Source organism: Oleiagrimonas citrea (assembly GCF_012395255.1).
Lineage (GTDB): Bacteria > Pseudomonadota > Gammaproteobacteria > Xanthomonadales > Rhodanobacteraceae > Oleiagrimonas > Oleiagrimonas citrea.
The window spans coordinates 536,486-557,044 of the sequence record NZ_JAAZQD010000001.1; the positions used below are offsets into that span (position 1 = coordinate 536,486).

Here is a 20,559-nt window from a genome sequence, read left to right on the forward strand (position 1 = left end):
ACACCGCATGAGTCCCATCCGCATTCGCGGTGCGCGCACGCACAACCTGAAAAACCTGGATCTGGACCTGCCTCGCGACAAACTGATCGTGATCACCGGTCTGTCCGGTTCGGGCAAGTCCTCACTGGCTTTCGACACCGTGTATGCCGAAGGCCAGCGTCGCTATGTCGAATCGCTGTCGGCATACGCACGGCAGTTCCTGTCGATGATGGAGAAGCCCGATGTCGACAGCATCGAGGGCCTGTCGCCGGCGATTTCCATCGAACAGAAGGCGACCTCGCACAACCCGCGCTCGACCGTCGGCACCATCACCGAGGTGCACGACTATCTGCGCCTGCTGTTCGCCCGCGTCGGCAGCCCGCGCTGCCCGGACCACGGCACGCCGTTGGAGGCGCAGACCGTGAGCCAGATGGTCGACGCCACCCTGGCGCTGGACGCCGGCAAACGCTGGATGCTGCTGGCGCCGGTGATCCGCGAGCGCAAGGGCGAGCACGCGCAGATTTTCGAGCAGCTGCGCGCCCAGGGCTTCGTGCGCGCCCGCGTCGACGGCCACGTTCACGAACTGGACAGCGTGCCGCCGCTGGAACTGCGCAAGAAGCACACCATCGAGGCGGTGATCGACCGCTTCCGCCCGCGCGAGGAACTCAAGCAGCGCCTGGCCGAATCGTTCGAGACCGCGCTGCGCCTGGGCGACGGCCTGGCCATCGTCGCCGATCTGGACGACCCCAAGGCCGACGAGCACCTGTTCTCCTCGCGCTACGCCTGCCCGATCTGCGACTACGCCCTGCCCGAGCTGGAACCGCGCCTGTTCTCGTTCAATTCGCCGATCGGCGCCTGCCCGGCCTGTGACGGCCTGGGCGTGAACCAGGTGTTCGATGCCGCGCGCGTGGTGCGCCACCCCGAGCTGTCGCTGGCCGGCGGCGCGGTGCGCGGCTGGGACCGCCGCAATGCGCACTACTTCCAGCTGATCCTGTCGCTGGCCAAGCACTACGGCTTCGACGTCGACACACCCTGGAGCGAACTACCGAAGAAGGTGCAGGACGCCGTCATGCATGGCTCCGGCGGCGAGTCCATCGCCTTCCGCTACCTCACCGAGCGCGGCGGCAAGGTCACCCGCGAGCACGCTTTCGAAGGCATCCTGCCGAACCTGGAGCGCCGTTACCGCGAGACCGAATCCTCGGCCGTGCGCGAGGAGCTGTCGCGCTACATCGCCGAGAAACCCTGCGCCGAATGCGGCGGTCAGCGTCTGAACCGCTCCGCGCGCAACGTGTTCGTCGACGAACGCACGCTGCCCGAGATCGGCGCCGATTCCATCGAGGCCGCCGAACACTTCTTCGACCAGCTGAAACTGGACGGCTGGCGCGGCGAGATTGCGACCAAGATCGTCAAGGAGATCCGCGAGCGCCTGAAGTTCCTGGTCGACGTCGGCCTGGACTACCTGACCCTGGACCGCAAGGCCGACTCGCTGTCCGGCGGCGAAGCCCAGCGCATCCGCCTGGCCAGCCAGATCGGCGCCGGCCTGGTTGGCGTGATGTACGTGCTCGACGAGCCCTCCATCGGCCTGCACCAGCGCGACAACGAACGCCTGCTCGGCACGCTGACGCGCCTGCGCGATCTGGGCAATACCGTGATCGTGGTCGAGCACGACGAGGACGCCATCCGCGCCGCCGACCACATCCTCGACATCGGACCGGGTGCCGGCGTGCACGGCGGCGAGATCGTCGCCGAGGGTCAGCTCGAGGACGTGCTCGCATCCGAGCGATCCGTGACCGGTCAGTTCCTCTCCGGACAGCGCGCCATCGAAGTGCCCGAACAGCGGCGGCAACCGGATGACGAACTGTGGATGCGCCTGCGCGGCGCGTCCGGCAACAACCTGCAGAAGGTCGATCTGGACATCCCCGCCGGGCTGTTCACCTGCGTCACCGGCGTGTCCGGCTCGGGCAAGTCGACACTGATCAACGACACCCTGTTCCGCCTTGTCGCCGCCGAACTCAACGGCGCCAGCACCGAACCGGCACCGTACGAAAGCGTCGAGGGGCTGGACCTGTTCGACAAGGTGGTCGACATCGACCAGTCGCCGATCGGCCGCACGCCGCGTTCCAACCCGGCCACCTACACCGGCCTGTTCACGCCGCTGCGCGAACTGTTCGCGCAGGTGCCCGAATCGCGCGCGCGCGGTTACAAACCGGGCCGCTTCAGCTTCAACGTACGCGGCGGCCGCTGCGAGGCCTGCCAGGGCGACGGCCTGATCAAGGTCGAGATGCACTTCCTTCCCGACGTCTACGTGCCCTGCGACGTCTGCCACGGCAAGCGCTACAACCGCGAGACGCTGGAGATCCTCTACAAGGGCCACACCATCGCCGACGTGCTGGAGATGACCGTCGAGGATGCCCTGGAGCTGTTCGAGCCGGTGCCGGTGATCGCGCGCAAGCTGCAGACGCTGCGCGCGGTAGGCCTCGATTACATCAAGCTGGGCCAGAGCGCGACGACGCTGTCGGGCGGCGAAGCGCAGCGCGTGAAGCTGTCGCGCGAGCTGTCCAAGCGCGACACCGGACGCACCCTGTACATCCTCGACGAGCCGACCACCGGCCTGCACTTCCACGACATCGAGCAGCTGCTCGACGTTCTGCACCAGCTGGTCGACAACGGCAGCACGGTGGTGGTGATCGAGCATAACCTAGATGTCATCAAGACCGCCGACTGGATCGTCGACCTCGGCCCCGAGGGCGGCGCCGGCGGCGGACGCATCATTGCCGACGGTACGCCCGAAGACGTCGCCGCGAACAAGGCCTCGCACACGGGCCGCTTCCTCAAGCCGTACCTGAAGAAAGCGCCCGCGGCGAAGAAGACCGCGAAGAAAGCCGCAAAGAAAACCGCCAAGCCACGGAAACGCGCATGACCGAAGCCACCCCCACCCCGCTGTTCACCGCCCCGATCGAAGTGCGCTGGCGCGACCTGGACGCCTTCAACCACGTCAACAACGCGATGTACCTGACCTACCTGGAGCAGGCGCGCCTGGACTGGCTGCGGCACATCCCCGGCAACTGGATGAACGACCACGCCAAACCGGTGATGGCGGCCAGCGAACTGAACTACCGCGCGCCGATCCACTGGCCGGCCAGGGTCGAGATTCAGCTGTTCCGCGAACGCGTGGGCAACAGCTCGATGACCCTTGGACACCGCATCGTCGACGGCGAGGACCAACGGCTGTACTGCGACGGGCGTGTCACGCTGGTATGGATCGATCCCGCCAAGGGCACTTCGGTGGCGCTGCCCGACGCCCTCCGCAAGGCGGTCGAGAATCCTGCCTGAGAACACCTCGATCCGCGCGGCCCGCAGCGCCGCGCCCGGAGCCTGCGGACCCGCCCATCGGCACACCCCCGATTCAGCCCGGCCCGCTATGATGGGCGCCGGTCCACATCGGAGGTTGCCATCATGCATCGCGCCCTGCTCTCGCTGGCTCTGGCCGGCGTGCTCGTCACCCCCGTCGCGCTGGCCGCAAACGGCCCGGACATCACGCTCTACCGCAGCAACGACAATAACCTCTTCCAGGCCGGGCAGAACGCTGTCAACAGCGGGTACGCCGTCGTCCGCGAACAACGCAACATCGGCTACGCCAAGGGCACGCAGGATCTTGCCATCGGCAATCTGCCCAGCTACATCGAGCCGGAAGCCGTCACTCTGAGCTTCGGTTCCGGCCACGTGAAAGTGCTGTCCCAGCGCCTGCTGCTCGCGCAGGGCCACAACGGTGCGCTGATCGGCCAGATCGGCAAGCGTGTCACCGTGATCGGCGACAACGGACAAACCCTGGTGCAGGGGCAACTGGAAAGCGTCGGCGAGGATGGAAGCCTGGTCATCGGCGGCGATGTGTTCGGCCCGACCGTGGTCCGGCAGTACAGCGCGGTCAAACTGCTCAACGGCGAGATCGGCGGCGGCTCGCGCCTGATCGTGCGCACCCAGGCCGACGACGATGGTCACAGCGACGCCGTGCTGACCTACCCCACTCACGGCCTCGGCTGGCGCGCCGCCTACACCGCGACCCTGCAGTCCGGCAACAGCTGCCGCATGCGCCTGCGTGCGCAGGCCAGCATCGCCAACCGCAGCGGACGCGACTGGGACGATGCCGACATCAAGCTGATCGCCGGCCAGCCGAACATCGGAAACAACCGCTATATCGGACCACGCCCGGCCATGATGAGTGCCCGCGCCAAGGAAGCACCCATGCCGCAGCAGGGCACGCTGGACGCCTACCGTACCTTCACGCTTCCCGGCGCTGTCGATTTGCCCGACAACAGCGTCACCCTGACACCGCTCTACGCGCCCCGCATGATCGATTGCAAGCGCACCTGGACGTTCGAGAACGGCAATGCCTGGACGCCTTCGCGACCGATGACCAACCCCTCGATAGGCGCGGGCACCACCGAGGGAAGTATTCTCAGCGTGCTGCAATTCCAGGCACCCGACACCCTCCCCGAAGGGCACATGCGCGTCCTGACCGCCGACAAAGACGGCGCTCTGGAATTCATCGGCGAAGGCACCGTGGCCGACACGCCCAAGCACGCGCAGGTACGCCTGACACTCGGCTCGGCGTTCGATCTGCGCGCGAAGCGCGAGCGCACCTCGTTCGAGTATTCGAAGTCCCAGCGACGCATCGACGAAAGCTTCCACGTCACCCTGACCAACACCGGCGACCACGCCCGCACCATCAGCGTGATCGAGCATCCCAACCGCTGGACACAATGGACGCTGACCTCGTCGAGCGAGAAGCCCGCACGGCAGACGCCGGACACGCTCGAATTCCGCATCGACGTGCCCGCCAACGGCACCGCGACACTGGACTACGCCGTGCGCTACCAGTGGACATCGGCGGACGACTGAACGCATCCGCCGGCCCCTTCAGGAGAACGACATGCTCGACATCACCACTCGCGAAGGCGTCACCGAACTTCGCCTCAACCGACCGCCCGTGAACGCGCTTGACCCGGCCCTGGTCACGCGCCTGCGGACCGGCATCGAGGAGGCCGTGGCCGAAGGCGCGCAGGGTCTGCTTCTCACCGGCAACCAGGGCATGTTCTCGGCCGGTCTCGACGTGCCGACCCTGCTGACGCTGGACCGCGATGGCATGCGTGCGTTCTGGCGTGAATTCTTCGCCCTGTGCGCGACGCTCGCGCGCCTGCCGATTCCGTCGGTCGCGGCGATCTCCGGCCACAGCCCGGCCGGCGGCGCGGTGCTGGCGCTGTTCTGCGACTACCGCGTGATGGCGCGCGGCCCATTCCGCATCGGCCTCAACGAAGTGCAGGTCGGCCTGACCGTACCCGACTGCATCCAGTTGGCGCTTCGCCGCGTGGTCGGCGCCTATCGCGCCGAACGCCTGCTGGTGGCGGGAACCATGCTGACTGCCGAGGAGGCCCTGGCCTGCGGTTTCGTCGACGAACTGACGCCGGTCGAAGAGGTCACGGTACGCGCACAGCATTGGATGCACGAACTGCTGGCGTTGCCGCAGCAAGCCATGCGCAGCACCCGCGCCCTGGCCCGCGCCGACCTGGCCGATGCCTTCGCCGACCTCGACGCCCTGCCGGTCGAGGATTTTCTCGACGGCTGGTTCAGCGAGGAAACGCAGGGCGTGATGAAGGCGCTGGTCGCACAACTGAAGAGCAAGAAATAAGTCGCCGACAGCAAGGGCGGCGGCACATGCCTCGGCCGCCCCGACTACTTAGATCCGAGGTCTCACGCTTCGTCTTTCGCCACCGGCCGCTCGGGATCGCTGACCCAGCCGCTCCACGACGGCGTGTAAAGCCGCGCACCGGACAGACCCGCGTGCTCCATCGCCAGCAGATTGTGGCAGGCAGTCACGCCGGAGCCGCACATATGCACGACCCGCTCGGGCGACACGCCCTGCAGCAGCTGTTCGAACTCTGCACGCAGGACCTCGGGAGCGCGAAAACGACCTTCTTCGTCCAGATTGCCAGCGAACGGACGATTGACCGCGCCCGGCACATGCCCGGCAACGCGGTCGAGCGGCTCGGTCTCACCGCGATAGCGCGGCGCGGCGCGCGCGTCGACCAGGGTCACGCTGCCCGCGTCCAGTGCTTCCCGCAGCGCACGGGTCTCCATGTATGCCTGCGGATCGAATTGCAGCCGAACCTCGGTCGGCGTCACTTCGACCAGCCCCGTATCCAGCGCGCCACCGGCTTCGCGCCACGCGGCCAGACCGCCGTCCAGCACCGACGCCGACGCGCCGATGCTGCGCATCATCCACCACAACCTTCCCGCGATCGCGCCACCGGCCGTGTCGTAGGCGACCACGGTCCGCTGCGACGTCCAGCCCCAGCGTCCCAGCGTGCGCGCAAAGGCGTCCGGATCGGGCAAGGGGTGCCGGCCGAGTCCCTGCGGAATCTTGCCCAGGTCGGAAAGATCCTCGTCCAGACTGGCGTAGATCGCGCCGGGAAGATGGCCCTGCAGATAATCGCGCCGCCCCTGCTCCGGATCGGACAGCTCGAAGCGGCAGTCGACGATCAGCAGATCCTCGCCGGCACGGTCCATCAGGGTACGGGCATCGATCAACGGTCGGTTCATGGCTGGATTCCCATGCGGTCGAGCAGATTGGTCAACATGGCGGCGGTCGCGCCCCAGATGCGGTGCGGACCGTAGTGGAATTCCGCCATCTCGCGCTGATGTCCGCGGTACTGCATGGTGTAGCGGCGCAGATTCGCGGGGTCGAGCAGAAATGCCAACGGCACCTCGAATACTTCGTCGACTTCGCCGGGCTCGGGCCGCCAAGGCGGCCGCTGCGCCGAAACCATCGCCACCACCGGAGTCACGGCAAAGCCGCTGACGGTCTCGAAGCAGTCGAGAAATCCGACCGGCTCGACATGGTGCCGCGGCAAGCCGATTTCTTCCTCGGTCTCGCGCAGCGCGGCATCGACCACATCCGTGTCGGTATCGTCGACGCGGCCGCCAGGAAAGGCCACCTGGCCCGCGTGACGCGCCAGATGCTGCGTCCGGCGCGTCAGCACCACCGTGGGTTCCTCGACATCGAGTATCGGCACCAGCACCGCGGCAGGCGTCAGCGGCGCATCACCGATCAGATCGCGCATCATGGCGTGATTCCAGCCCGGCAGGCGCGGCGGAGCGGCCAGCGGCAGCAGCGCCTCGCGCCATTCGTTAGTCTGTGTGCGCATCATGCGGGCCAACGCTTGGGCAACTCCTCGCGCATCAGCCGCAGACGTTCGGTCTGGGACATCGTTCCCCAGCGCATGATCTCGTCGACGCTGCGCTTGCAGCCGACGCAGAACCCGGCCTCGTCCAGCCGACACACCTTCACGCAGGGGGTCAGCGGTTCACTTTCGTCGAGGCGTCGTGCTTGGGAAACCATCCAGACATGCTAGCGCAGTTGCGCATCGCGCAGGTGTGCGCCGTTCACTTCACGCCCAGCAGTTCGATCTCGAACACCAGCACCTCGTTCGGACCGATACGCGGCAGCTGCCCCCGCGCGCCATAGGCCTGATTGGGCGGAATCCAGACCTTCCATTTGCCGCCCACGCGCATGCGCGGCAGCACATCCTTCCAGCCCGGAAGCATGCGCTTGACCGGAAATGTCACCGGACGGCCGTGCGCATAGGAGCTGTCGAACTCCATGCCGTCGATAAGCGCGCCGCGGTAGTTGGCGACCACCGTGCTGCCCAGCGACGGATGCGCGCCGTTGCCCTTGCGCAGAATCTTGTACTGCACGCCCGACGGCAGCGTGACCACCCCGTCTTGCGTGCGATTCTGCGCCATGAAGCGACGGGCTTCGGCCGCGTTGGCCACGGCCTGCTTGTGGAAACCCTCCTCGGCACGCTTGTGCAGCTGCTGGCCGAGCAGATTCAGCTGCTCGCGCATCTGCGCGGCAGGCACTTTGGGCGCGCGACCGGCATACGCGTCGCGCAGCGCGCGCACCAGCGTGTCGATGTCGAACGTGCGCTTGCCCTGGGCCACTCGCGTACCGATCTGATAGCCCACCGCATACGATGCCTTGGTCCGGTCGAGACCGGCGGCCGGCTTGGACGACTGCGCTTTCTGCGCACCCCCGCCCTGCGCCCACGCCAGAGCCGGCGTGGCGAGCAGTGCAATCAGGGCAAGACGTGGATTCATCGATGCATTCGCCTCGGGCGTTTCATTCCGCCCACCATGGTAAGCCATGCGTATCGCCACCCGCATGCGCAGGACAACGACTCTCTGTTCAGATCACCATGGCGGGCGGATGGTTCCCCACTGGTACCATGCGCCTTTTCTCCACGGAGTCCACCCATGGCCTACCGCAACCTGCTCACCCGCGACGACGGCGCCGTCCGCACCATCACGGTCAACCGTCCCGACAAGCTCAACGCGCTCAATCTCGACACGCTGAACGAGCTGACCCTGGCCTTCAGCCAGGCCGCGCACGACAGCAGCATCCGCGCGGTTGTGCTGACTGGCGCCGGCGACAAGGCCTTCGTGGCTGGCGCCGACATCGCCGAGATGAACACCTACACGCCGACCCAGGCGCTGTCATTCTCCCGCGTCGGCCAGGCCTTGATGCTGACCATCGAACGTCTCGGCAAGCCCGTCATCGCGCGCATTCCCGGCTACGCGCTGGGCGGCGGCATGGAACTGGCGATGGCCTGCCATCTGCGCATCGCCTCCGCCAAGGCGAAGTTCGGCCAGCCGGAGATCAATCTCGGCCTGATTCCGGGCTTCGGTGGCACGCAGCGCCTGCTGCGCCTGGCCGGACGCGGCGCGGCGCTGGAACTGTGCCTGACGGGCAAGCAGATCGACGCCGCCCGCGCACATGCCCTGGGCGTGGTGACCGACGTGGTCGAACCGGAACAACTGGACGACGTCGTGAAGGACCTCGCCGAGCAGCTGGCCGCGAGCGCGCCGCGCGCCGCGGCGGGCATCCTCGACGCCGTGCTCAGCGGCGGCGAGTGCGCCATCGAACAGGGGCTGGACTACGAAAGCCAGGGCTTCGCGCTGTGCTTCGCCACCGAAGACATGCGCGAAGGCACCAGCGCCTTCCTGGAACGCCGCAAGCCCGCATTCAAGGGCCGCTGAACATCACCGACGGCATCGCGCGCCGCGTCAGGTTTCCAGGGCATCCAACCGGCGCGCGAGCCAAATCGTCAGTCCGCCGCACGAAGTATCTTCGGGGCAATGATCCACCACCTCGAAGCCGTGCTCATGCAGCAGCGCGCGGTAGGCCTCGGTATCCAGGCTGGCGTGGTACAGCGGCTCGCCACGGAACGTTCCCATCGCCACACCGTGCTCTGTGCCGCTGGTGAACATCAGCGGCGCACCGGGCGCGGCATGGCGGGCGAACACCGCGAACATGGCGCGCTGATCGTCGTGCGCGAGATGAAAGAAGCTGTTCCAGGCCAGCACGCCATCGAAGCGGCGCGCGAGATCCAGGCCGCGCATGTCGGCCTGCACCCAGGTCTGCGTCGGCAAGCGCGCTCGGCTCAACGCGACCATCGCCGCGCCATCCACGCCGGTCACGGCGCGGCCCTGCTCGACCAGATACGCCGCCACCGGCTCGCCGCAACCGCAGCCCAGGTCGAGCACCTCGCCCGACACCGGCACCATCTCCAGGAAGCGATCCATCCAGCTACGCTCGTCGAAATGCGTGCGCAGACGGTCGCTTTGCCAGGCCGCCGCGTGGCGCTGGTACAGGTCGAGAATGCGGTCGGCGCCCTTATTCACGGCGACGGCGCGCGGCGGCTCAGCCCTCGCCGCCCTTGTAGACCTTCTCGCCGGCCGTGACGCGGAAACCGAGCCGGTTCTCCGGCGGCGCCAGCGGACAGGTGGCGTACGGCGTGAAGGCGCACGGCGGGTTGTAGGCCTTGTTGAAGTCGATCACGACATGGCCGTCCTTCGGCTTGTCGATGTACAGGAAGCGCGCCGCGCCGTAGGTCTCCTTGCCGCTGGTGGCGTCGGCGAAGACCAGGAAGTACTGGCTGTCGCCCGGCACTTCGATCACCGGATACAACGTGTAATCGTGACCCTGGTAAGTGAATTCGGCCTTGCCCGGCACCGGAAAGGTATCCACCGCGCCGATCTCGTTGCCCATCTTCAGCGTGTGCGGTTTGGTGTACGGCACCCACTTGGCCACGATGCGCAGCGACGGGTCGACCGGGAAATGATCGATGCCGGCGAAATGCGTGCGCGTGGGCGATTCGCTGTCCTTCACGCGAAGACCCTTCCGGCCGTTGCGCGCGATCAGGTAGAACTCGGTGGTGCCGAAACGCACGACGGTCGGCTTGTCGTGGCTGTCGTCCAGCAGCGTGGCGCGGCGTTCGTGCTTGCCGTCGATGGTGGCGTGCGCGTCCGGCGCCAGCTCGATCGTCACCGTGCCGTCCTTGCGCCAGTCCACCGTACCCAGATGCGCAGGCGCCGTATCGATGACAATGGCGTTGTCCTTGGCGCTGCCAACTGTATTGGCGCCCTGCTCCAGCCACGGCAGTCCGATCAGGCTGAGCCAGCCGTACGGTGCAGTCAGCCGCTCCACGCGCTGCGTGCGCCAGTGTTCGATCTGCTGGGTGTAGGACGAGACGTCGGCGGCTTGCACGGTGGCGACTCCGGAAAGAGCGATGAGGAAGACAGCGAGAAGCGGGCTGGCGCGAAACATGGACGATCTCCGAGAACGACTTCCGAAAAATGGACTCCGTCGCAGGGTGCCCGACGGCGCATGGGACGTATACGAAATGTACGTCATGAGCTTATTGTCAACATGCCGAAAAGCATTCCCGCCCTCTTTCGTATACACGACGCGATGCCTTTCGCGAAACCCTTGAATGCCGACCGCCGACTCAGCGGCCACGGTTGAACAGACGGTCCAGTTCGTGCATGCCGAGCTGCACCCAGGTCGGGCGTCCGTGGTTGCACTGGCCGGAACGCTCGGTGGCCTCCATGTCGCGCAGCAGCGCGTTCATCTCGGCCACGGTCAGGCGGCGACCGGCGCGCACGGAACCGTGGCAGGCCATGGTCGACAGCAGCTCGTTCTCCAGCTCTTCCAGACGGCGGGAGCTGCCGTGCTGGGCCAGTTCGCCGAGTACGTCGCGGCTCAGCTGGGCCACGTCCGCACCTTCCAGCAGCGCGGGAATGCGGCGCACGGTGATCTGGTTCGGGCCGCTGCGGGAGAGTTCCAGCCCCCAGCCGGCCAGCGCTTCGGCGTGCTCCTCGGCCGCCTCGGCCTCGCGCGCGGAGACCGCCAACGCCAGCGGCACCAGCAGCATCTGCGTGCGCAGACCGCTACCGCTGCGCGCGTTCTTCATGCGCTCGTAGGTGATGCGCTCGTGCGCGGCGTGCATATCGACCAGCACCAGCCCGTGCGCGTTCTCGGCCAGCACGAAGATGCTCTTGAGCTGCGCCAGCGCGTAGCCGAGCGGCGGAATGTCCGCCTCGTCCGCCGACTCCGGCAGACCGCGCTGCGGCGCGTCGCCGACCAGCGCCTGATAGTCGGCCAGCGGCGCATCGCGCACGCCCAGCGACAGACCGGCCTGACTGCGCCAGACACCGCCATTGTGCGACCCGCCACCACCTCCACCGAACATCGCGGGCGAGGCGGCAGGAGCCGTGCCTTCGGGCGAGGACTGCGTTCCGGCCAGCGGGGCGACCGGCTGCGAAGTGATACTGCCCGCGCGCGTCTCCGACAGCGCCTCGTGCAGCGTACGGAACAGGAAATCGTGCACCAGCCGCTGCTCGCGAAAGCGCACCTCGCTCTTGGCCGGATGCACGTTGACGTCGACGCCGGCCGGGTCCAGTTCCAGAAACAGCACGAACGCCGGATGACGGCCGTGGAACAGCACGTCCGCATAGGCCTGGCGCACGGCATGCGCGACCACCTTGTCGCGCACCATGCGGCCGTTGACGTAGAAATACTGCTGATCGGCCTGGCTGCGCGCCGCCGTGGGCAGACCGACCCAGCCGGACAAGCGCATGCCCGCCGCCTGATGATCGATGCGCAGACTGGCCTCGGTGAAGCCCTCGCCCAGCACTTCGCCCACCCGCGCCAGCGCCGCGCGCTCGTCGTTCGCCGGACGCAGCATGCGCACTTGCCGGCCGTTGTGGCTGAGGCGGAATTCGACGTCCTCGTGCACCAGCGACAGGGTCTTCAGCAGTTCGTCGATGCGGCCGAACTCGGTACGCTCGGTACGCAGGAACTTGCGACGCGCCGGCACGTTGTAGAACAGGTCTCGCACGTCGACGCTGCTGCCCGGCGGATGCGGTGCGGGGCGCGAGTCGCCGATCGCGCCGCCGTCGACCTCGACACGGAACGCGGCTTCGGCGTCGCGCGGCCGCGAAGTCAGCGTGAAGCGCGACACCGAGGCGATCGAGGCCAGCGCCTCGCCACGGAACCCCATGGTGGCGACGTGCTCGAGATCGTCGAAGCTGCCGATCTTGCTGGTCGCGTGCGAGGCCACCGCCAGCGGCAGCTGCTCCGGGGCGATGCCGCCGCCGTCGTCGCGCACGCAGATGCGCCGTGCGCCACCGGCCTCGATCTCCACTTCGATGCGGCGCGCGCCGGCATCGAGGCTGTTCTCGACCAGCTCCTTGACCACCGATGCCGGCCGCTCGATGACCTCGCCGGCAGCAATCTGGTTGATGAGTTCGGGTGGAAGCGGACAGATATCGGACATGACGGACTCGCGGCTACGAGTCGCCAAGGATACCAGCGCGAACTCCGTGACCGGCGGGGATCAGCCGGTCGGAATCGCCAGCATGCTGCCGGCGCGAACCATGTTCGAGTCCATGTTGTTGGCGTTCTTGATGGCATCCATGCTGACGCCGTACTGATGCGCGATGCCCGACAGCGTCTCGCCGTTGCTGACCTTGTGCAGGTCCTGCACGCCGGAGTCGGCACTCGCCACACCCGAGGACGAAGACGCTGCTTCGGTCGAGGCGATCTTCACGCCGTGTTTCTTCGCCCACTGTGCAGCGAACCAGGTGCCTTGCGGCGGCGTGGTGGTGAAGTAGTGCTCGACGCCTTTCAGGATCGCGCGCGCCATCTTCTGGCGATATCTCGGCGAGCGCAGCAGACGCTCGTCGTGACGATTGCTGATGAAGGCGGTCTCGACCAGGATCGACGGCACGTCCGGCGAACGCAGCACCACGAAGTTGGCGTGCTGCACCCGCGGCTTGTACAGCGGAATGATGCCCTTCAGCGCGCCGAGCACATCGTGCCCGACCTGCTTGCTGGCCTGCATGCTGGCACCCTGGGAGAGATCCAGCAGCACCGCGGCCAGCGTGTGGCTGCGATTGTCCAGCGACACGCCGCCGACCAGGTCGGACGCGTTCTCGCTGCGCGCCAGCCACTTGCCTGCCTCGCTTTCCTTGCCGTGCGTGGACAGCACCCAGACCGAGGCGCCGCGCGCCGAGCAGTGGTTCGGGCAGGAGTTGGCGTGGATCGAGACGAACAGGTCGGCCTTGTGCTGGCGCGCGATCTCGAAACGGCGCTCCAGCGGAATGTAGGTGTCGTCATCACGGGTCAGGATGGCCTGCATGCCCGGCTGCTTGTCGACCAGCGCGGCCAACCGCTTGGCGATGGCCAGCGTGACGGTCTTCTCTTCCAGACCGCCCGGACCGTGCGCGCCGGAATCCTTGCCGCCGTGACCGGGGTCGATCGCGACCAGTACCTTGCGCTGGCTGACCGGCGCGGTGCGGCGCACGATGGCGCGCCCGGCGTCGGACGACGGGTACATGTCCAGCACCAGCCGGTAGCCGTTGCCGCCGGACGGATCGAGCAGGAAACTCTTGGGCCGCACGCCGGCCTTCATGTCCAGCACCACGCGCACGCCGTGCCGACCGTGCTTGCCCGTACGGACGTCCTTCAGCAATCCGCCGCCGTCCGGCGATTGGAATCCCTTCGCCAGATGGGCGCGACTGAAGTCCAGCACGACGCGATCCGGGTTCTTCAGCTGGAACAGCTTGTAATCCACCGGACCGGACAGATCGAACACCGCACGAGTGTGCTGGTCGCTCGTCGACATGCGTACGGCACGCACCTGCGTCGACGACGCCGCATACGCCGGACACAGGGCGACCGTCGCCGCAACGGCGAGCAGAAAAACAAGCAGTGGCCGGCAGAGTTCGCGCATGGTGGGTGTGATACCCCAATTTCTTTCGCGAAGCAAGACCTTTTCCCTTTTGAATCCGCGACCTGCACGACCTTTGTCAGAACTTACCTTCGTTCCAGTCGCGACCGAAAGAGCCCCAAAAATTCGACATTATTTCTTTCTATTCAAAAGGTTAACGATTCGATCAGGCGTTCACCCCGCGCGCTCGACGGCTCCATGCGCAATCGCCGGGCGGTATCGGCATGCTCCAGATGCAAGGAAAGATCCGCGGCCGGCAGCGCGCCCGCCCCCCGCTGCGGCCATTCGATCAGGATCACGGCGCGCGGATCGGCCAGCGCATCCAGGCCCAGCCATTCCAGTTCGCCGGGATCGGCGATGCGGTACAGATCCAGGTGCCAGGCCGGACGCCCGTCGTCCAGCGTGTACGGTTCGATCAGGCTGTAGGTCGGACTCTTGATGCGGTCGCCAGCGCCCAGCGCCGAGAGCCAGGCGCGCGCCAGCGAGGTCTTGCCGGCACCCAGGTCACCGTACAGGTAGATCACCAGACCGTCCGCGCCAGAGGCGGCCGCCAGCTGTCGTCCGAGCGTCTCGGTGGCTTCCGGGTCGGCCAACAGCAGAGACGGCGATTCAGTTCGGGTCGGCATTGAGCAACTCGCGCAAGGGAAGGAAAAGATCGGACGCCAGCAGACCGCGCTCGCCGTGGGCCGCCGCGGCGTGGTCCCCGGCGCGTGCATGCAGGCCGACGCCGAGTCCGGCCGCTTCCCAGGGCGAGAGGCCCTGCGCCAGCAGCGCCGCGATGACGCCGGTCAGCACGTCGCCCATGCCGCCGGCGGCCATGCCCGGATTGCCCCAGGGACAGACGGCCACGTGACCGTCGGGTGCGGCGATCAGGCTGCCGCTGCCCTTCAGCACCACAACGGCACCGTAGCGCTCGGCGAGGGCGCGCGCCGCCGCGAAGCGGTCGGCCTGAATGCTTGCCGTGTCGGTCTGCAGCAAACGCGCGGCCTCGCCCGGGTGCGGCGTGAGTACGGCATGCTCGGGCAACTCGACACGCTGGGCCGCCAGTAGATTCAGGGCGTCGGCATCGATCACGCACGGAAGCTCGCGGGTTCGCGCCGACTGCCACAGAGCACGCCCCCAGTCGTCCTGCCCCAGGCCGGGGCCGATGGCCAGCACGCTGGCCTGCCGTATCAGGGGTTCCAGATCGGCCTGCGCCTCGACGGCGTGCGCCATCAATTCGGGCCGCGCAGCGTTCAACCCGCCGATGTGCGCGGCCCGCGTCGCCACGCTGACCAGGCCGGCGCCCGCACGCAGCGCGGCCTCGGCGCACAGCCGGATCGCACCGCCCATGCCGGCGTCGCCGCCCAGCGCCAGCACGTGACCATTCGCGCCCTTGTGGCTGTTGCGACGGCGCGGTGGCAGACCGTGTGCGTGTAGCAGTTCAGCGTCAGGCGACTGAAAACCGGGTGGCGGCAGTTCGAGGCGATCCAGGTGCAGCGCGCCGCAGCAATCGCCGGCGTCGGCCGTGAACAGACCCCGCTTGTGCGCCACGAACGTGACCGTGGCCGCAGCGCGCACGCAAGGTTCGCGCGCAACGCCGGTATCCGCGTCCAGACCCGAAGGAAGATCCAGAGCCAGCAACGGACGACCGCTGGCGTTGACCTGCTCGATGAGCCGGGCAGCCGCGCCCTCCGGCGCACGGCTGAGTCCGGTGCCGAACAGGCCATCCACGATCACGTCGAACGCGCTCAGATCCGGCGCATCGTCCGCGCTCCCGCATGCCCCGCCGGCCTCTTCGTAAGCCTGCCTCGCGCGCAGCGCATCGCCCTCTGAAGTCGCACTCAACGCCAACGCATGAGCGCGGAGACCGGCCTGCAGGGCCAACGCGCCAAGCAGGAACGCATCGCCACCGTTGTTGCCCGGCCCGCACAGCAGCAGCAACGACCGCGCCTGCGGCCAGCGCGTGCGCAGGACACCGAGCGCGGCATGGGCCGCGCGCGTCATCAGGGTGAACCCGGGCACGCCGAGTTCCTCGATGGCGTGCCGATCCTGCGCACGCACCTGTGCTGCCGTGAACAGCGCGCGTTGCATGAGGAGCTTCATGCCGGAAGAAAGCGTCGGATCATGCGCGAAGCGTAGCAACGATGGCGCCCGCGCGGCAGTCCGTAGCGACGCGAACCACTACAATGCCACCATGTCCGCCCTGCCCGACCACATCGATCCGCACGCCCTCATCGCCGACATCCGCGGCTGGGCGAAGGAACTCGGATTCAGCGCGCTCGGCGTCACCGGCACATCTTTGCGTGAGGACGAATCCCACCTGGAAGACTGGCTCGACCAGGGCATGCACGGCGAGATGGCCTACATGCGCAGGCACGGCCGCAAGCGCAGCCGTCCCGAGGAGCTGGAACCGGGCACGCGGCGCGTGATCTGCGTGCGCATGGACTACATGCCGCCCGGCGTGCGCGGCGCCTGGAGCGTGATCGAAGATCCCGCTCTCGGCTACGTGGCGCGCTACGCGCTGGGCCGCGACTACCACAAGCTGATGCGCAACCGCCTGCAGAAGCTGGCCGACCGCATCGCTGGCGTCGTCGGACCGTTCGGCTACCGCGCCTTCGTCGATTCCGCCCCCGTGCTGGAAAAAGCGCTGGCGCGCAACGCCGGCCTCGGCTGGATCGGCAAGCACACGCTGCTGCTCAGCCGCGACGCCAGCTCCTGGTTCCTGCTCGGCGAACTGTTCACCGACCTGCCCCTGCCGCTGGACGAACCGGCCAGCGCGCACTGCGGCTCCTGCCGGCGCTGCATCGACATCTGCCCGACCCAGGCCATCGTCGCACCCTACCGGCTGGACGCGCGCCGCTGCATCTCCTACCTGACCATCGAACTGAAGGGATCGATTCCCGAACCACTGCGCGCGCCGATGGGCAACCGCATCTTCGGTTGTGACGACTGCCAGCTGGTGTGCCCGTGGAACAAGTTCGCGCAGCAGGCCACGGAGCCGGATTTCGCGCCAAGACACGGGCTGGACGGCGCGAAGCTGACCGAGCTATTCGCCTGGGACGAGGACACGTTCCTGCTGCGCACACAGGGCATGGCGATTCGTCGCACCGGCTACGAGGGCTGGCTGCGCAACATCGCCGTGGCGCTGGGCAACGCCGCACCCTCACCCGCCGTGGTCGATGCGCTGAAGGCGCGCGCCGACCATCCGTCCGCGCTGGTGCGCGAGCATGTCGCCTGGGCGCTGCGCGAACAGGACAAGAAAGCGGGGTGTGCCGGAACGGCCGGATGAATCAGGCGCCGATCAGCCAGCCCGGCATGCCCTCGGGCGCGCCGTACCAGCCCCAGGTGCGCAGCCGTTGCATGATCGCTTCATGGCTTTCGGCAACGTCGCGCTCAAATCCGAGCACGGTGTAGGCCCAGGCCTCGCGCATCAGCTCCTCACCGTAGTCCCCGATCTGTCCGGACTGCCCGAACAACAGCATGCCGCGCGGCGAGCCGAAGCCTTCGACCCACAGATCCGCGACCAGACACTTCGCCGAAGGAAGCAGCACCACGCGCCACGGCGTGACGTGCAACTCCAGTTCACGAGCAGCTTGCTGCCAGGTCTGTACGAAGCGGGTTCCGGGCATGCGCGGATGCACTCATCCAACGGGCGTCGAGTTCAGTACACGGCGCCACGCGGGGAATTGCAAGTTTTTTGTCGCCCCCGCGCATGGGCAACGGAGTGCCGGTCAGGCCGCCTGCTTCGGAATCGACGTGTTGGTATGGCTGATGCGGTTGTCGGCGTCGACGTAGACCAGCTGCGGCTTGTAGTCGGCCAGCTCGGCCTCGTCCAGGGTCACGAACGCGGCGATGATGATCAGATCGCCCGCCTGCGCGCTGCGCGCGGCGCTGCCGTTGACCGAGATGATCCCGGAGCCTTCTTCGGCACGCAGGGCGTAGGTCGTGAAGCGCTGCCCGCTGTTGATGTTCCAGGCGTGGATCTGCTCGTACTCACGGATGCCGGACGCATCCAGCAGATCGCCGTCGATGGCGATCGAACCTTCGTAGTGCAGCTCCGCGTGCGTGACGGTGGCGCGGTGGATCTTGGCCTTGAGCATGTTCAAATGCATGGCGTCGCCTCGACGGATGCGATGTGGGTGAAAGGGGAAATTATAGCGGCTGGGCGCGTTCGCTGCTGTATCCGCGTGCCGGACTAGTTCAGCAGCAGGTTGTCGATCAGTCGGGTCGCGCCCAGCCGGGCGGCGATCAGCGCGATGCGTTCCTCGCCCGGTTCGACACCCGGCTCGCCCAGATCGACGCTGCGCCGGACCGCCGCATAGTCGGGTTCGAAGCCCAGTTCGCGAAGCTGTGCGACGGCCTCCAGCTCGATTTCCTGCGGCGCGCGTCCCGCCTCGTGCGCGGTTTTCATCGCCAGCAGGGTGCGATGGATGCCTGTCGCACGCTTGCGTTCCTCGGGAGACAGGTACTGATTGCGCGAACTCATCGCCAGGCCATCCGCCTCGCGCACGATCGGCGCGGCCAGGACGGTCACCGGCAGGCCGAGATCGCGCACGAAGCGCTCGATCACGCGCAACTGCTGGAAATCCTTCTGTCCGAACACCGCGACATCCGGCTGCACCAGGTTGAACAACTTGCAGACCACGGTGGCCATGCCGTCGAAGTGCCCAGGACGATGCGCGCCCTCCAGCGACTCGGTCAGACGCGGCACCTGCACGCGCACGGACTGTTCCGGCCCGAACGGGTACATGGTTTCCACGCTGGGCGCGAACACCACATCGCAGTCGTGATCGGCCAGTCCGGCCTGATCCTGCGCCAGCGTGCGCGGGTAGCGCTCGAAGTCCTCGCCCGGCCCGAACTGGGTCGGGTTGACGAACACACTGGCGACCACGCGATCGCAACGCGCGCGCGCCTGCTTCAGGAGCGAATAGTGGCCCGCATGGAGATTGCCCATGGTGGGCACCAGGCCCACGGCCTGGCCGCTCTCGCGCCAGCCGCGCACGACGGCGCGCAGGGCCTGGATTTCGGTCACGGTCTGCATGCTTGGCGTCGCGCTCGCTCAGTACTGATGTTCGGCCGCGGGGAAGCTTCCCTCGCGCACATCGGCAGCGTAGGCAGCCATGGCTTCGACCACGGAGCCGCGACCAGCCAGGAAATCCTTGCTGAACTTGGGCCGTTTGCCGGGCGTGATCCCGAGCATGTCGTACACCACCAGCACCTGCCCATCGGTGTCCGCACCGGCACCGATGCCGATGGTCGGAATGTCCAGTTCTTCGGTGATGCGTGCAGCGAGCGCGGCCGGCACGGCCTCCAGCACCAGCAACTGCGCGCCGGCGGCGGCCACGGCATGCGCATCGGCCAGAATCTGTTCGGCGACGGCTTCCTCGCGCCCCTGCACACGATAGCCGCCTAGGCGATGCACCGACTGCGGCGTCAGACCCAGATGCGCACACACGGGGACGTTGCGTTCGACCAGCGCCTCGATCACGCCGCAGATGTGCCCGGCGCCCTCCAGCTTGACCATCGCCGCGCCGCCTTCGGCCATCAAGCGGCGTGCGGCCTCCAGCGCGAACGCGGGATCGCGATCGGCCATGAACGGCAGATCCGCCACCAGCAGCGCCTTGGACAGCCCGCGCGAGACCAGCGTGCTGTGATAGACCGCCTGATCCAGCGTCACCGGCAGCGTGCTGGCATGTCCCTGCACCACCATGCCCAGCGAATCACCAACCAGCACCACATCGACGCCAGCCATGTCCGCGCAGGTCGCGAAACTCGCGTCGTACGCGGTCAGCATGACGATCTTGCGGCCTTCGTTCTTCATCGCACGCAGACCGGGCACGGTCACGGGCTTGCGGTCGGCATGGGCGTTTTCGGTGTACACGTGAGGTGTTCTCGCGCAAAGAGTTCGATTATCGGGGGTGCGCCGTCCAGCGCTCAAGCGCGCGCGGCGCGAACCGTGAAGACGGCCGGCCCCGCAGTCATGTGGGCGACGCCAGTCGCTTGCAAGCACTGGCGTCGACTTTTTCCAACAGTGCGTCCACCCGGCCCCGTCCTGGAATATGCAGCGCAGACGCGAGTTCGGACAGCGGCAGCAGTACGAAGGCGCGTTCGGCGATGCGTGGATGCGGCACCGTCAGGTGCGGCTCGTCGATCTCGCGCTCACCGTAGACCAGCAGATCCAGATCCAGCGTGCGCGGCCCCCAGCGCCGCCCCTCTCGGGTGCGCCCGGCCAGGAGCTCGACTTCGAGCAGGGCCTGCATCAACGCCTGCGGCGGCAACGCGGTCTCCAGTTCGGCGACCGCGTTGATGAAGTCCGGCTGGTCGGTCACGCCCCAGGGCGGCGTCCGATACAGCGACGAACGCCGCTGCATCGTCGTCTGCGGCAGCGCATGCAGCGCGTCGAAGGCGGCGAGCACACGCGCCTGCGGATCGCCCTGATTGCTGCCCAGGGCCACGTATGCACGCATCG

General features: G+C 67.4%; 21 protein-coding genes. 6 read left to right on the plus strand and 15 right to left on the minus strand.

The window, feature by feature from the left end; translation table 11 throughout:
• The first annotated feature begins 7 nt into the window (after positions 1–7).
• The 4 genes from uvrA (at position 8) to HF690_RS02320 (ending at position 5,665) form a co-directional block, all read left to right on the plus strand.
• Entirely contained in the window at positions 8–2,899 is a 2,892-nt protein-coding gene (gene uvrA, locus HF690_RS02305; RefSeq protein ID WP_168608303.1) for an excinuclease ABC subunit UvrA, read from the plus strand.
• Positions 2,896–3,312 (plus strand): acyl-CoA thioesterase, encoded by a 417-nt coding sequence (locus HF690_RS02310; RefSeq protein ID WP_338042864.1) that lies wholly within the window; start codon positions 2,896–2,898, stop codon positions 3,310–3,312. The genes uvrA and HF690_RS02310 overlap by 4 nt, the downstream gene beginning before the upstream one ends.
• Positions 3,313–3,435: 123 nt before the next feature.
• Complete coding sequence (locus tag HF690_RS02315) at positions 3,436–4,878, plus strand: DUF4139 domain-containing protein (RefSeq protein ID WP_168608304.1); 1,443 nt, start codon at positions 3,436–3,438, stop codon at positions 4,876–4,878.
• A 31-nt stretch (positions 4,879–4,909) separates the two neighbouring features.
• Positions 4,910–5,665 carry an enoyl-CoA hydratase/isomerase family protein gene (locus HF690_RS02320; RefSeq protein ID WP_113065136.1) on the plus strand — a complete coding sequence of 252 codons (756 nt, stop codon included), beginning with the start codon at positions 4,910–4,912 and terminating at the stop codon, positions 5,663–5,665.
• Positions 5,666–5,727: 62 nt separating this feature from the next.
• Here the strand turns inward: HF690_RS02320 and HF690_RS02325 are convergent, their stop codons facing one another.
• The 4 genes from HF690_RS02325 to HF690_RS02335 are packed head-to-tail and all read right to left on the minus strand — an operon-like array spanning position 5,728 to position 8,133.
• Entirely contained in the window at positions 5,728–6,576 is an 849-nt protein-coding gene (locus HF690_RS02325) for a sulfurtransferase (protein WP_168608305.1), read from the minus strand.
• Entirely contained in the window at positions 6,573–7,184 is a 612-nt protein-coding gene (locus HF690_RS02330; RefSeq protein WP_240151527.1) for a CoA pyrophosphatase, read from the minus strand. The genes HF690_RS02325 and HF690_RS02330 overlap by 4 nt, the downstream gene beginning before the upstream one ends.
• On the minus strand, positions 7,181–7,375 hold the full coding sequence (locus HF690_RS15260) for a DUF1289 domain-containing protein (RefSeq protein ID WP_240151528.1): 195 nt from the start codon (positions 7,373–7,375) through the stop codon (positions 7,181–7,183). The genes HF690_RS02330 and HF690_RS15260 overlap by 4 nt, the downstream gene beginning before the upstream one ends.
• Before the next feature lie 44 nt (positions 7,376–7,419).
• Entirely contained in the window at positions 7,420–8,133 is a 714-nt protein-coding gene (locus tag HF690_RS02335) for an FKBP-type peptidyl-prolyl cis-trans isomerase (RefSeq protein WP_113065139.1), read from the minus strand.
• Between the two features lie 156 nt (positions 8,134–8,289).
• On the opposite strand from HF690_RS02335, the gene HF690_RS02340 reads away from it, so the two are divergent.
• The gene (locus tag HF690_RS02340) at positions 8,290–9,072 is read left to right on the plus strand and encodes an enoyl-CoA hydratase-related protein (protein ID WP_113065140.1); all 783 of its coding nucleotides are present in this window, start codon (positions 8,290–8,292) and stop codon (positions 9,070–9,072) included.
• A 27-nt stretch (positions 9,073–9,099) separates the two neighbouring features.
• Here HF690_RS02340 and HF690_RS02345 read toward each other — a convergent pair whose 3' ends face one another.
• The 6 genes from HF690_RS02345 to HF690_RS02370 all read right to left on the minus strand — a co-directional run bounded on the left by HF690_RS02345 (position 9,100) and on the right by HF690_RS02370 (position 16,181).
• Positions 9,100–9,717 carry a methyltransferase domain-containing protein gene (locus tag HF690_RS02345; protein ID WP_205300783.1) on the minus strand — a complete coding sequence of 206 codons (618 nt, stop codon included), beginning with the start codon at positions 9,715–9,717 and terminating at the stop codon, positions 9,100–9,102.
• Positions 9,718–9,736: 19 nt separating this feature from the next.
• The gene (locus tag HF690_RS02350; RefSeq protein WP_113065141.1) at positions 9,737–10,642 is read right to left on the minus strand and encodes a DUF1684 domain-containing protein; all 906 of its coding nucleotides are present in this window, start codon (positions 10,640–10,642) and stop codon (positions 9,737–9,739) included.
• Between the two features lie 181 nt (positions 10,643–10,823).
• Positions 10,824–12,653 (minus strand): DNA mismatch repair endonuclease MutL, encoded by a 1,830-nt coding sequence (mutL, locus tag HF690_RS02355; RefSeq protein WP_168608306.1) that lies wholly within the window; start codon positions 12,651–12,653, stop codon positions 10,824–10,826.
• Positions 12,654–12,713: 60 nt separating this feature from the next.
• Positions 12,714–14,003, minus strand: coding sequence for an N-acetylmuramoyl-L-alanine amidase (locus tag HF690_RS02360; RefSeq protein ID WP_240151529.1), 1,290 nt, complete (start codon positions 14,001–14,003; stop codon positions 12,714–12,716).
• Between the two features lie 251 nt (positions 14,004–14,254).
• A complete protein-coding gene (tsaE, locus tag HF690_RS02365) occupies positions 14,255–14,734 on the minus strand; it encodes a tRNA (adenosine(37)-N6)-threonylcarbamoyltransferase complex ATPase subunit type 1 TsaE (protein WP_168608307.1) in 480 nt (159 codons plus the stop codon).
• Complete coding sequence (locus HF690_RS02370; RefSeq protein WP_240151530.1) at positions 14,718–16,181, minus strand: NAD(P)H-hydrate dehydratase; 1,464 nt, start codon at positions 16,179–16,181, stop codon at positions 14,718–14,720. The genes tsaE and HF690_RS02370 overlap by 17 nt, the downstream gene beginning before the upstream one ends.
• Positions 16,182–16,284: 103 nt before the next feature.
• Here HF690_RS02370 and queG point away from each other — a divergent pair, with 103 nt between their 5' ends.
• Positions 16,285–17,379, plus strand: a complete 1,095-nt coding sequence (gene queG, locus HF690_RS02375) for a tRNA epoxyqueuosine(34) reductase QueG (protein ID WP_168608309.1) — start codon at positions 16,285–16,287, stop codon at positions 17,377–17,379.
• 1 nt (position 17,380) lies between these two features.
• On the opposite strand, the gene HF690_RS02380 is transcribed toward queG, so the two are convergent.
• The 5 genes from HF690_RS02380 to folK all read right to left on the minus strand — a co-directional run bounded on the left by HF690_RS02380 (position 17,381) and on the right by folK (position 20,557).
• A complete protein-coding gene (locus tag HF690_RS02380) occupies positions 17,381–17,719 on the minus strand; it encodes a hypothetical protein (protein ID WP_113065146.1) in 339 nt (112 codons plus the stop codon).
• A 102-nt stretch (positions 17,720–17,821) separates the two neighbouring features.
• Positions 17,822–18,202 carry an aspartate 1-decarboxylase gene (gene panD / locus HF690_RS02385; RefSeq protein ID WP_113065147.1) on the minus strand — a complete coding sequence of 127 codons (381 nt, stop codon included), beginning with the start codon at positions 18,200–18,202 and terminating at the stop codon, positions 17,822–17,824.
• An 83-nt stretch (positions 18,203–18,285) separates the two neighbouring features.
• On the minus strand, positions 18,286–19,131 hold the full coding sequence (gene panC, locus HF690_RS02390; protein WP_168608310.1) for a pantoate--beta-alanine ligase: 846 nt from the start codon (positions 19,129–19,131) through the stop codon (positions 18,286–18,288).
• Between the two features lie 18 nt (positions 19,132–19,149).
• The gene (panB, locus tag HF690_RS02395; RefSeq protein WP_113065149.1) at positions 19,150–19,971 is read right to left on the minus strand and encodes a 3-methyl-2-oxobutanoate hydroxymethyltransferase; all 822 of its coding nucleotides are present in this window, start codon (positions 19,969–19,971) and stop codon (positions 19,150–19,152) included.
• 97 nt (positions 19,972–20,068) lie between these two features.
• A complete protein-coding gene (folK, locus tag HF690_RS02400) occupies positions 20,069–20,557 on the minus strand; it encodes a 2-amino-4-hydroxy-6-hydroxymethyldihydropteridine diphosphokinase (RefSeq protein WP_193568359.1) in 489 nt (162 codons plus the stop codon).
• Between the last annotated feature and the right edge of the window lie 2 nt (positions 20,558–20,559).